Consider the following 12,222-nt stretch of genomic DNA (forward strand, 5'->3'; position numbering starts at 1 on the left):
GGGTACTACAGAGTAAAAACTTTAACTATAAAGTTGTTTAATCATTCTTTCACTAACGCCCCAAACTGTTAAATAATCTTATAAATTACTGAAATTTAATACAAACGTCATATAGCTGTACATGTAATAAATCACCTAAATTAAAAATCATGCACGGTTACACAAAGTTGGATAATTACTCCAAACGGATCTCGTACAATGGCATATCCTGGACTAAACGCATTGGGTTCATATGGTACTAAAATGGCCACCTGTTCATGTTGAATAAGCGAGTCATAGAGATGTTTAATTACAATCTTATCTTGAGACTGAATACATAAAGATGAACTATTACCTAATTGCCAAGGTTGTGTATTGTCCATTTCTTTCTCTGCAAGCATAAGCTTATTCGCACCGATTTGCAAAACAGAATGTGTAATATACTCATCTTGACCTTCTCCATAAATAAAATTAGGATTCATTTCCTTCATCTCTTTATAATTTTTCTTAAAAAGAACGGTCGCCCCTAAATATTCCTTATAAAACTCAATAGCAGCTGCACCTTTACCATTCATCGATAGAAAGGGAATTACTTCAAAATTCATTTTATTGCCTCCTCAACAATTATTTATTACACTTACAAGTATATAAAATAAAGGTGACAAAAAACGGCACCATTAGGGGTCATTTTATGAAAAAATCAGAACGCTTAAATCAAATGCTGCGTTTTATCAATCAAAAACAACAGTTTACGCTCCAAGATTTAATGCAAGAATTTCATATTTCTAAAAGAACTGCATTACGAGACATTTCTTCACTAGAGGAAATTGGCGCACCAATTTATGCAGAATATGGTCGGTATGGAGGTTATCATTTACTTAATCAAATGACACTACCCCCCATTTCTTTTAACAGTCAAGAAATTTATGCGCTTTATTTTGCAATGCAGGCACTACGCAGCTTTTCAAATCTACCTTTTCAAGTATCGCTTCATTCTATTCATGAGAAATTTATAAACGCGTTAGCAGAAAAACAACGTCAGCATATAGAGAGAATTCAAGATCGGATAACCTTTCGACACACGGAGCAAATCAAAGAAAGCGCACATTTAGAAACTTTATTACTTGCAGCCATTAAAAATGAAGTATTAAAAATCAGTTATCAAACAATGCATCAAAAAAGCACTCGTAGCATTCAGCCAATCGCTATTTATGCAATGAAAGGCTATTGGTACTGCCAGGCTTATGATGTAACTAAAAAAGCTTATCGAGTATTCCGGTGTGATCGTATTACAACAGTGGAAATAACGAACATCGAACCATTAATTGACTTAAAGGAGATTAATGTTCACAATGCACATTCACTCTGGAAACCATCTGAAAAGGCAATTCAATTCAAGTGTCTAATAAATCAAGAAGGGGTTGAGCATTTTCAACAGCAACATTTCCCATCTATGAAGTTAATCACCGAGAGTGAAAGTACCTATATTGTTGGTTCGTATGAGCCAAATGAGCTTGAGTTTATAGTTAACTATATTGCTAGCTTTGGTAAGTCCATAAAAATAGTAGAACCTAATATATTAAGAGAACTTTTAAGAAAGTATTATATAGATTTACTAGATAATTTATAGAAGGCTAGTTTGTAAATTATTTCGTCTTATTTAAAGACTTTATTATGGTAATCTGCCCACATATTTAAAGCATTTTATTACTTTATTGTAAATTTAACAACAAAAAGACCACTATATAAGTGGCCTTCTTTATTTGTTAAATTTAGTGTTTATCAGAACCTTTATTTAAAAGCCATTGCTGCTTGAACAGCTTTTTTCCATCCGTCATATAATTTTTCACTTTCTTGCTCATCCATGGATGGTTTAAAGGTTTTGTCTATTGCCCACTGCTGAGCGATTTCCTCTTGGTCCTTCCAATAGCCAACAGCTAGTCCAGCCAAATACGCTGCACCGAGTGCTGTCGTTTCGTTTATAGTCGGCCTTTCAACAGGGACACGTAGTAGATCGCTTTGGAATTGCATTAAGAAGTCGTTCTTAACTGCACCGCCATCCACTCTCAATGTCTTCAGCTCAATACCTGAATCTGCCTCCATTGCATCGAGTACATCCTTCGTTTGATATGCAAGCGATTCAAGGGTAGCACGGACAAAATGCTCTTTAGATGTTCCACGAGTTAAGCCAAAAACCGCACCTCGGACATCGCTGTCCCAATACGGAGTCCCAAGCCCAACAAATGCAGGAACAACATAAACTCCATCAGTACTTTCTACACGTTTTGCATAGGCTTCACTGTCCTCGGCATTTTTTAGCATCCGTAAGCCATCACGCAGCCATTGAATCGCTGATCCTGCTACAAATATGCTGCCTTCTAATGCATATTCAACCTTGCCATTCAATCCCCAAGCAAGAGTTGTCAATAACCCGTGCTCGGAACTGACAGCCTTTTCACCCGTATTCATAAGCATGAAACAACCTGTTCCATACGTATTTTTAGCCATTCCTTCATTAAAACAAGCTTGGCCAAATAATGCTGCCTGTTGGTCACCTGCTGCTCCTGCAATTGGAATCGACTGGCCGAAGAAGTGATATTCGATCGTATGGGCATACACTTCGGAAGAAGGTCTAACCTCTGGTAGCATTGATTTTGGAACAGTCAATATCTCCAGAAGCTCCTCGTCCCATTTCAGCTCATGAATATTATACATTAATGTCCGAGAAGCATTAGAATAGTCTGTTACATAGGCCTTGCCTCCTGATAGCTTCCAAATCAGCCAGGTATCAATGGTTCCGAATAACAACTTGCCTTCATCTGCTTTTTGGCGAGCTCCTTCCACATTATCGAGGATCCACTTCACTTTTGTACCGGAAAAATAGGCGTCTATTAACAATCCTGTTTTTTCTCGGAACAGATCATTAAGACCTCTTCCTTTCAATTCATCACAAATTTCGCTAGTTTGTCTGGACTGCCATACTATCGCATTATACACAGGGGTTCCTGTTTCTTTATCCCAAACGACTGTCGTTTCACGCTGATTAGTGATTCCAATACCAGCAATTTGCTCAGGCTTTACACTAGATTCCGATAGTACACCAGCAATCACTGCTAAAATTGATCCCCAAATCTCATTGGCGTTATGCTCTACCCAGCCTGGCTTAGGGAAATGCTGTGTGAATTCCTTTTGGGCCGAGTGGACGATCTCGCCCTTTTCGTTAAACAAAATCGCCCGTGAACTAGTTGTTCCTTGATCCAATGATAAGATATATTTTTCCATAATGTGTTTCCCCCCTTTTTAATTTAACTAGCAATGTTGCTAGTTTCTAACTCACGCGACTGCTTTTTTCCAAAAGTATATGCTAATACCAATATTATTAGGCTTGCTCCTAAAACAGTCCAAAAGACTGTCGTCAATTCACCTAAAAAGACTGCTTTATAGAAGACAGCTCCAAGTGCTCCACCGACAATCGGGCCAACAACCGGAATCCAAGCATAGCCCCAATTCGAATTTCCCTTACCTGGTATTGGCAGCAGGAAGTGAGCAATACGAGGTCCAAGATCACGTGCAGGGTTTATGGCATAGCCTGTTGTTCCTCCGAGCGACATCCCGATAACAACAATCAATAAACCGACAGCAAATGGGTTCAGACCTTCTGTAAACTTGCCGGCTCCAATAAATAATAAGCCAAGAACAAGGATGAATGTACCAATCATTTCACTTAATAGATTTGAAAAAGTATGTGGGATAGCTGGTGAGGTTGCAAACACACCAAGCTTTGTACCTGGATCCTCCGTAGCTTTCCAGTGAGGCAAATAATGCAGGAATACAAGAGTCGCACCTATAATTGCCCCTATCATTTGCGCCACGATGTACCCTGGCACATCAGCCCAAGGAAAATCTCCATTGATAGCTAATGCTACTGTAACAGCCGGGTTTAAATGTGCTCCGCTTATGGAACCCACTGCAAAGACACCCATTGTAACAGCCAGTCCCCATGCAATCGTGATGACAATCCAGCCTGCATCTTTGGCATAAGATCCCTTTAAGGAAGATCCTGCCCCAATACCTGCACCAAATAAAATTAAAATCATCGTGCCTACTACTTCTCCCCAAAATGGAGTCATACATAACCCCTCCTCTTATAGAATGATGCCTTACCAACAAATAAAAGGAGATTCACAGCAGAACTTTCCTCAAAAAATGAGTATGTCTGGTGTGAATCTCCTAATCTCCGTCACATGTATTAACTTGTAATGTAAATATACTAGGTAGTGAAAACGCTGTCAATTAATTTATATAAAAACAAATGATTTTTTCTGTATTTTTTTTCCTCTATCACACATCAACTCCTATCTGAAATTAAAACATCTCCCATAATTCAGTTTTTGAAGTCGTGATTGACGAAGCTCCTGCCTCAAGGGCATTCAGGACTTCATCTGAAGAACGTATGAGCCCTCCAGCAAAGATAGGAGTTTGTAAGCGTTCCTTTACCTCTTTAATCATCCAAGGCATTGCGCCAGGCAAAACTTCGATATAATCAGGCTTTGTTTTCTGTACCAGCTTATAACTTTTCTCTAACGCATGTGAGTCAATTAAAAAGATTCGTTGAATGGCAATAACACCCTTTTGCTTCGCTTTCAAAATCACGCTGGATTTTGTTGAAATCAGGCCATATGGGCAATACTCCTGACAAATAAATTCTGTAGCGTATTCATCACTTTTAATACCATGAATTAAATCGACATGATAAATCATTTTCTTATTATGCTGCTTTGCCATTAAGCTTACATTTTTCAATTGTGATATATGCAAATCAAGAAACACACCTATTTCATAGGAACTTTCTAGAAATCTTTCGAAATCCTTCATGCTTGCCGAAGCAGGCAAAATTTTCTGGTCCATTCATTTTCCCCCTTATCTACCGGAAAAACTCAAAACTTTTAGTTATTTAGTATATTTTAAAGAACTTGATTTATCAAACACAATATTTCTTATTGAAGAATCGTCCTTTACCATATCCTTACACTAACATACCTGGTATCCCCTTTAAAATAGTACAGGTAAGAATGCTATGTAAACATTTCCTTCATTGCTTACCCTTTCTTCGATTCATCATAATGAAAGTTTAATTTTTAATGCACCTTCCACCAACTCATACGATTTAATAGTGCCCACGGGTATTCTTTTCACGATGTTCCAAGCATTAAAATTCATTTTGATCATTCTATTTTCAAATTCAAAAAATGGCGGTCTGTTAAATATCTTTTGGTTAATAAAATTCCTATCAATAGGCTTCATTTCTACTAATTCAAATGAAATCGTTCTTTTTTCCACGTGAATCGGTTTTAATGTAATACGGAAAGGCACGTTTTTCTTAAACATCATTTTTTTCACTTCCGTCGTTCCGAAAAGCACTATATGTACTGGCGTAATCTCGACTTTAACATCCTGCTCACCTGATTTCATCTTTATAATTCGCTCTAGCATAGACGCAGTTAACGTTATCGGTAAACCATTCCCGGAAATATTAGATGGATTGAACGTATTCATCGTGGTTTTCCCCCTCCAACTTAACTTACAGGTAACTTCATTCCATATGGAACGTCAGTTATAGCATATGCTGTCTTCACGAATGTAGTTACCCCTTCATAACATGCAAGGTCCTGGTGAATAATCGGTATATTCTAAATTTTACACCTTTCACCCTTGACCTTTATTAAAACTATCTGTATAGTCATACTTAATTTAATAGACAACTCTTATCAAGAGAGGTGGAGGGACTGGCCCTTTGATACCTCAGCAACAGACTTTAATGTACTGTGCTAATTCCAGAAGTGCAATACTGGGAAGGTTTCATTCAATCCTGAACATCCCTTCATTCATGACTTTATTGAATTGAACAAAATCGTTGCCGGACGTGCTGTTACGAAACAAACCATTCCTAGTCCCAATCAATTATTTGCTGTGGGTGTTTATAATGAAGACATCTACCCTGATATCGAAGACTATGCAAATGACATCATTAAAGCGTATCAATATGCTTTAAAGGCCTTTTATGAAGCTGGTGTTACAATTGGATGATGTTTATATTGCTAGACTTTCCTCTCCAGAATTTCAGTTCAAAGATGGAAAATACTCTAGAGAACAATTAATTGATTTAGCATTGCGCGTAATTAATGGGGCTTTGGAGGGAAAACCAGAGGATTTGGTCGTCACGACACACTTATGTCGCGGGAACTATCAATCAACGTGGGCGTTTGAAGGAAGCTATGCACGTATCGCACCAACATTATTGGCAAAAGAAAAAGTAAATGGATTCTTCCTGGAATATGACGATAACCGTTCAGGAGATTTCAAACCGTTAGAATACATTCCAAATGGCGGAGCACGAGTTGTTCTAGGAGTCGTCACTTCAAAAAATGGAGAAATCGAAGACAAAGAAGCAGTTATAGCTCGTATTAAAGAAGCTTCACAATTCGTGCCACTCGAACAATTATGCTTAAGTCCACAATGCGGATTCGCTTCCACCCATCATGGCAATAAGCTAACGGAAGAACAACAATGGGAAAAGTTGAAATTTATTGTTGATGTAGCGAAAGAAGTTTGGGGATAAAGAAATATTATAGAAAGAGCAACGCATTCAAATAAAGCGTTGCTCTTTCTATATTGTCTATATATCAGCATCCTCTATTTCATGAGGAAGTTTGAGTTATTAATCAAAATGCAATTTATAATCCTCTGCTTTAATCAGTTTTAATTTTTTCGAGAATATATAGATAAGACCTAGGTTCAATACAATCGGAAGAATAAAGAAAGTACTTAGCATGATTGCTACATTCTCAACGGCCCATCCACCTTCAGCCAGTTTCATATAATTTAATGGACCAACTAGACCTGATAAACCGAACCCAGCACTATAGGGTGTGCCTTGAATATTTAACAGACCGGCCAAAGCACCAAGAATCGCAGCTGTGATCAACATCGGAAAAGCGATCTTCGGTTTCATGAAGAAGTTTCTCATTTGAATTTTTGGTGAGCCTAATACATGTGCTAATGCCGTTCCAAGGGAGTTTGCTTTATAACTTGCAATGGCCAGACCAACGCCTGCTGCAACAATGCCTAGATTAGCCGCACCAGAGCCAATACCTGAAAGCATGATCACAGTGGCTACCCCTACTGTTGAAATAGGCGACAAAATTATGAGACAGAACACAACAGAAATAATAGCTCCCATTATAATTGGTTGTAATGATGTCACATTTGAAATAGCGACTCCCAGTAAACCAGTGGAAGATTTCACAAATGGTAGAATTAAATACCCAATCATCCCTGGCACTAATATGCTTAAAGTCGGCATCAATAAAATGGAATATGCTTTTAATCGGTCACCAATTAATTGAACAAATAACACAGTCAGTGCGGCTGTAATTCCTGTATTAATAACGATTCCAATACCATTTAGGGCAAATAAACCATCAGCCGTTTTTTGAATAGCACCACTACCGACCATTGCCGCGATCCCAACACTTGCTGTTTGTATAGATGTTAGCTTAAATGTAATCCCTACCATCACACCAATCATAACAGGTAACAAACTCATCACAAAAACTGTAATATCGAATATATGTTGTAATACTGGAAAATGAGGAATCAATAACTTAAGTACTTCCCCTAACAAAGCATTTGGAATTAAGGAAACAACAATCCCTATACTCATTCCAGTTAGTAATTTACTGAAAAAATCTTTCATCCTACTAATCTCCTATCCCGTCTCTATAATGTAGAATATTATAAGGAATATTCTGATAATAGTCAAAGGATTTTTTTAGTACTTTACCGCGAAAGCGCGAAAAAGTTTATGAGGTTCTCCTACGTCTTTACCCTATTCTATTTCATCCAAGCACAAAAAAAGAACGAGCATCAAGAACGTCCCTTTTTACTTGCAACTATCATCATCATCCATTTTCTTCACCAATATATCATCAGTCACCCTATCTTCCAACTTGTTCCTCAAGGCCAATTCTGCAGCCTTCCCATCACTAGGCGACCCGTCCGAGAAATACATTGGAAACAAGGAGAAAAACATAATATAGAAGGAAAAATATATGAATTGGTACCATATTACTGAGCTTTCCAAGATATTCTGATACACTAAGCTATATATGATTAGCATACTGACTAAATTAAAGATAGAGCCCCCTAAATAAATCAGCATATTCGTCAATCGATTATCATGTTTCAATCCCCTAAACTCGCATGTCCCATTCCAAAAATAATATTTCCTCACCTCTATGTTACAAAAGGAGAAAAGTTTATTCCCACATCCGATCAAGATTCTCTTTTCTGATCCTCCGAAGATCGTAACAAAGAAGATATGCCCGCTCAAATGTATCAGTGTAACGATTGGCATAATCAGAAAAAAAGAAAATAGAAATTTAATGATATCATAGAGACCAAAGATTATTATCATCCTCCTATCTAGAGCTTTTTCTTATAAATCCTTTGTTGAAGGATGATACTCTGATACCCGGTAAACGCTAGTTGTAACTGGTAATTTTTAGCACACACGTCTTGTTGCTTTCATTGATAAAAGATTAATTCGACCTTCCTCCACTTATTTCGTCCTTTCTTCATTTAGTTCGACCTTTCACCTACTTATTTCGTCCTTCCTCCACTTAATTCGTCCTTCATCCACTTAATTCGACCTTTCTCCTACTTATTTCTACCTTCCTCCGATTAATTCGTCCTTCATCCACTTATTTCGACCTTTCTCCTACTTATTTCGTCCTTCCTCCGCTTTATTCGTCCTTCATCCACTTAATTCGTCCTTCATCCACTTAATTCGGCCTTCCTCCTACTTATTTCGTCCTTCATCCACTTTATTCGTCCTTCATCCACTTTATTCGTCCTTCATCCACTTAATTCGACCTTCATCCACTTAATTCGTCCTTCCTCCGCTTTATTCGTCCTTCATCCACTTATTTCGACCTTTCTCCTACTTATTTCGTCCTTCCTCCATTTAGCTCGGCCTCATAAATGTTACAGCACTATGAGTACAGGAGTATTTACGTCGTTGCAGCGAAGATTGAATTCAAAAAAATTAGGCTATCTCTCTCCAAAAAGATTTTGGAAAAGTGACAGCCTTTAAATATATATATCATTTTAGCTAGGTCCGTTTCTTTATTTAGCGATTAAAGGTGCGGAGAACTTCTTCATTGCTTTGTCCTGGCTTCAGCCCTGTATGTTTATAATCAGGGGTAAAAACCGATGTTTTGATTGGACAGGCAATTTGCTTCTGGATGCTTCCTTTTCCGTCAGGTATTTCAACAATCATGCCCCGTTCCTTAAGTTGGGGATGATTGGTCGCTTCGGTAAAAGTCAGTACTGGTTCTACACAGGCCTCAGAATCAGCAAATATTTCTTTCCATTCATCAAAGTTCTTTTCAAGAAAAGCACGTTGGACAGCTGTTTTAAATCTACTTCCACTCTCAGCATCTCTACTCAAGCTTAGTTCATACAATTCGGGCTTGAGGATTGCTTCACATAGAGCTTTACGGAATGGAGGCTCCAGGCTTCCTACCGAAAAATAACGCCCATCTTTCGTTTCGTAAAAGTCATAAAATGACCCTCCGTTTAACATCAATTTCTCTGGCTCAAGCTCCATGCCCCCTTGTAAATTCAGAGGTGCGGATATGGCATTTAAAGCGAAACTGCAGTCGGTCATGCTGATGTCGATGTATTGGCCTTCCCCCGTTCTGTCTCTATAAATGACTGCGGACAAAATACCGATAATAGCATGCAATGACCCTCCTGCAAGATCAGCTATTTGCGTTCCGTTCTTTGCTGGGCCGTCTTTTTGCGTACCGGAATAGCCTGATAATCCTGCAATCGAAATATAATTGATGTCATGACCCGGGCGGTCTTTGTATGGACCGGTTTGGCCAAATCCTGTGATTGAACAATAAATTAACTTCGGATTGATTTGTTTTAAAACCTCGTACCCCAGCCCTAAGCGTTCCATGACACCTGGCCGGAATTGTTCAAGGACGATATCGTATTCTTTCACTAAATTTTTTACGGCTTCGATGGACTCCGACTGTTTTAAATCAAGGGTAATCGATTGCTTTGATCTGTTAAGATATTGATTCACACCCCATGAATCCCCTGCTGCCGGCCTTTCTACCTTCAAAACATCTGCTCCTAAATCAGCTAGCATCAAAGTGGCAAATGGTCCGGGCAGTAGCGTTGAAAAGTCCAATACTTTCAAATTAGTTAATAGAGTCATAAGCGGGCACCTTCCTTTTCTAGGATTAGATACTTCAAACGGTTAAAGTCTGGCTTTCTCTTCTCGAAGATGGCAGTTCCCCCGTCGTACTAGCATGCATTCCTTTGCTTTTTTTAAAAAATTTGAAAGAGATTAGAATGATACATAGAGTCTCCTTTAGCTAATTTTATAGAAAAACACACATAGAGATTACGTTTATCATATAACATCCCTCTTTGAATTTGTATTAATTTCCATTTATCACAAAATAAAAAAGGCCAGGAATCCCGCTCCCGGCTTTAAATAAAAATTTTGAATGGCGAAGATAAATAAACCTACATGCACATAGCTGTTTTACATATAGACAAATAAAAACCGGACAACTTAAAACAACGTTGTCCGGCTGATTTTACTTAAAGCATTATCATTCGTATTTTTTGTCAAAGTCAAACTCCACTTCCTCAAGTTTAACGAATTTAGTTTTCCTTACCAGTTTATATCCAAACCATAGACCAAGGAAAAGTGGGATTCCTAGGTATGCAGCTATTACACTGCCCCAATCAATGTGGTCTGAAAAAAACGCTTGAAAATTTTGAGATAGAATAACGATTAAGCCAATCACAATAGCAAAAATCGGTCCAATCGGAAACCATAATGCCTTATATGGCAGCTTCTCCAATGAATGGCCTTGAGCTATATAAGCTTTACGGAAACGATAATGACTGATAGAAATACCTAGCCAGAAGATAAATCCTGTAATACCAATAGCATTCATTAACCATATATACACTTTACCATCACCAAATATAGAAGCTAAAAATGCAAGCATACCGATGGCACATGTCAAAATCATACCCGCAACCGGCACTCCGCGTTTGTTAAGTTTTGCAAAAATGCGTGGTGCTTGCCCATCTTTAGCCATTGAATATAACATACGCGTCGAAGCATATAAACTAGAGTTACCTGCTGACAATACCGCTGTTAAAATGACTGCATTCATGAGCGAAGCTGCAAATGCAACTCCAGCCTTTTCAAATATAAGCGTGAATGGGCTGACCATAACATTATCCCCTTGTAAACTTTGGCTTGTATAAGGGATAAGTAACCCTATCACAAAGATTGCCAATACGTAAAAGAGTAGGATTCTCCAAAAAACGCTTTTAATAGCCTTTGGTATATTTTTGGCTGGGTCTTCACTTTCACCTGCAGCCACACCGACGATTTCTGTACCTTGAAAAGAAAAGCCAGCTGCAATAAACACAATGAAGACACCCATAAAACCACCCGGGAAAGGCGCGTCATCGATTGTAAAGTTCTTAAAACCTACTGCTTCGCCACCCATGATGCCAACAATCATTAGTATGCCAACGATTATAAAAATAACGATGGCCGTTACTTTTATGAAGGAAAACCAGTATTCCCCTTCACCATATCCTTTAACGGATAAATAGTTTAATAGGAAAATGAGCACCAAGAATGATGAACTCCACAACAATGATGGACTATTCGGAAACCAAAATTTCATAATCATTGTTGAGGCTGCCAACTCCGCCGCTATGGTCATCGACCAATTGAACCAGTACGTCCATCCCAAGGCAAACCCAAATGCCGGATCGACGAATTTCGTTCCATAGGTACTGAATGAACCGCTTGTCGGCATAAAGGCTGCCAGTTCCCCTAAGCTGGTCATCACGAAGTACACCATTGCCCCAACTAAGGCATAAGCAAGTAATGCGCCGCCTGGCCCAGCTGTATGAATGGCTGCCCCGCTGCTAAGAAACAGCCCGGTGCCAATAGCCCCTCCAATAGAAATCATCGTTAAATGACGGGATTTCAAACCGCGCTTTAATTCTTGTTCTTCTTGCTTTGGAGGATGCTGAAAGATGTCATTTTCTTGTTTTGGTATCATAACTTTTCATCCCTTTCTATATAAGCGCTTACATGTATGGGGAAATCCATTTAATAAATTTTCC

General features: G+C 38.5%; 10 protein-coding genes, 1 pseudogene and 1 riboswitch. Of the genes and pseudogenes, 2 read left to right on the top strand and 9 right to left on the bottom strand.

The features are described from left to right. Window positions 1-140: 140 nt before the first annotated feature. Window positions 141-584 carry a VOC family protein gene (locus tag JFV29_RS25010; RefSeq protein WP_201187059.1) on the bottom strand — a complete coding sequence of 148 codons (444 nt, stop codon included), beginning with the start codon at window positions 582-584 and terminating at the stop codon, window positions 141-143. Between the two features lie 86 nt (window positions 585-670). Between JFV29_RS25010 and JFV29_RS25015 the strand changes: the two genes are divergently transcribed. Further along, a complete protein-coding gene (locus JFV29_RS25015) occupies window positions 671-1,609 on the top strand; it encodes a helix-turn-helix transcriptional regulator (protein ID WP_201187061.1) in 939 nt (312 codons plus the stop codon). Between the two features lie 161 nt (window positions 1,610-1,770). On the opposite strand, the gene glpK is transcribed toward JFV29_RS25015, so the two are convergent. The 4 genes from glpK to JFV29_RS25035 form a co-directional block, all read right to left on the bottom strand. Continuing rightward, window positions 1,771-3,261 carry a glycerol kinase GlpK gene (gene glpK, locus JFV29_RS25020; protein ID WP_201187063.1) on the bottom strand — a complete coding sequence of 497 codons (1,491 nt, stop codon included), beginning with the start codon at window positions 3,259-3,261 and terminating at the stop codon, window positions 1,771-1,773. 23 nt (window positions 3,262-3,284) lie between these two features. Beyond that, the gene (locus JFV29_RS25025) at window positions 3,285-4,109 is read right to left on the bottom strand and encodes an MIP/aquaporin family protein (protein ID WP_053348821.1); all 825 of its coding nucleotides are present in this window, start codon (window positions 4,107-4,109) and stop codon (window positions 3,285-3,287) included. A gap of 235 nt (window positions 4,110-4,344) precedes the next feature. Then, complete coding sequence (locus JFV29_RS25030; protein ID WP_053348820.1) at window positions 4,345-4,887, bottom strand: glycerol-3-phosphate responsive antiterminator; 543 nt, start codon at window positions 4,885-4,887, stop codon at window positions 4,345-4,347. 210 nt (window positions 4,888-5,097) lie between these two features. Then, complete coding sequence (locus JFV29_RS25035; RefSeq protein WP_201187065.1) at window positions 5,098-5,535, bottom strand: hypothetical protein; 438 nt, start codon at window positions 5,533-5,535, stop codon at window positions 5,098-5,100. Between the two features lie 206 nt (window positions 5,536-5,741). Continuing rightward, window positions 5,742-5,837, top strand: a riboswitch (SAM riboswitch). On the opposite strand from JFV29_RS25035, the pseudogene JFV29_RS25040 reads away from it, so the two are divergent. After that, window positions 5,827-6,598: pseudogene (locus JFV29_RS25040) on the top strand (5-methyltetrahydropteroyltriglutamate--homocysteine S-methyltransferase); the annotation flags it as partial. (Overlaps the previous riboswitch by 11 nt.) Window positions 6,599-6,697: 99 nt before the next feature. Here the strand turns inward: JFV29_RS25040 and JFV29_RS25045 are convergent. The 4 genes from JFV29_RS25045 to JFV29_RS25060 form a co-directional block, all read right to left on the bottom strand. Further along, the gene (locus JFV29_RS25045) at window positions 6,698-7,735 is read right to left on the bottom strand and encodes a PTS transporter subunit IIC (protein ID WP_098178097.1); all 1,038 of its coding nucleotides are present in this window, start codon (window positions 7,733-7,735) and stop codon (window positions 6,698-6,700) included. A gap of 186 nt (window positions 7,736-7,921) precedes the next feature. Further along, window positions 7,922-8,455, bottom strand: a complete 534-nt coding sequence (locus JFV29_RS25050; RefSeq protein ID WP_176527617.1) for a hypothetical protein — start codon at window positions 8,453-8,455, stop codon at window positions 7,922-7,924. Between the two features lie 714 nt (window positions 8,456-9,169). Next, entirely contained in the window at window positions 9,170-10,270 is a 1,101-nt protein-coding gene (locus JFV29_RS25055; protein ID WP_201187067.1) for a CaiB/BaiF CoA transferase family protein, read from the bottom strand. 403 nt (window positions 10,271-10,673) lie between these two features. Beyond that, the gene (locus JFV29_RS25060) at window positions 10,674-12,158 is read right to left on the bottom strand and encodes an amino acid permease (protein WP_201187069.1); all 1,485 of its coding nucleotides are present in this window, start codon (window positions 12,156-12,158) and stop codon (window positions 10,674-10,676) included. Window positions 12,159-12,222 lie beyond the last annotated feature (64 nt).

It is taken from the genome of Peribacillus sp. TH16 (assembly GCF_016651095.1).
In the GTDB taxonomy this organism is placed as follows: domain Bacteria; phylum Bacillota; class Bacilli; order Bacillales; family DSM-1321; genus Peribacillus; species Peribacillus butanolivorans.

Excerpts from the sequence above, each read along its gene's own strand:
- JFV29_RS25050 (WP_176527617.1), bottom strand. The coding sequence starts at position 8,455 with ATGATAATAATCTTTGGTCTCTATGATATCATTAAATTTCTATTTTCT.
- JFV29_RS25010 (WP_201187059.1), bottom strand. The coding sequence starts at position 584 with ATGAATTTTGAAGTAATTCCCTTTCTATCGATGAATGGTAAAGGTGCA.
- JFV29_RS25015 (WP_201187061.1), top strand. The coding sequence starts at position 671 with ATGAAAAAATCAGAACGCTTAAATCAAATGCTGCGTTTTATCAATCAA.
- JFV29_RS25045 (WP_098178097.1), bottom strand. The coding sequence starts at position 7,735 with ATGAAAGATTTTTTCAGTAAATTACTAACTGGAATGAGTATAGGGATT.
- JFV29_RS25055 (WP_201187067.1), bottom strand. The coding sequence starts at position 10,270 with ATGACTCTATTAACTAATTTGAAAGTATTGGACTTTTCAACGCTACTG.
- JFV29_RS25030 (WP_053348820.1), bottom strand. The coding sequence starts at position 4,887 with ATGGACCAGAAAATTTTGCCTGCTTCGGCAAGCATGAAGGATTTCGAA.
- JFV29_RS25060 (WP_201187069.1), bottom strand. The coding sequence starts at position 12,158 with ATGATACCAAAACAAGAAAATGACATCTTTCAGCATCCTCCAAAGCAA.
- JFV29_RS25025 (WP_053348821.1), bottom strand. The coding sequence starts at position 4,109 with ATGACTCCATTTTGGGGAGAAGTAGTAGGCACGATGATTTTAATTTTA.
- glpK (WP_201187063.1), bottom strand. The coding sequence starts at position 3,261 with ATGGAAAAATATATCTTATCATTGGATCAAGGAACAACTAGTTCACGG.
- JFV29_RS25035 (WP_201187065.1), bottom strand. The coding sequence starts at position 5,535 with ATGAATACGTTCAATCCATCTAATATTTCCGGGAATGGTTTACCGATA.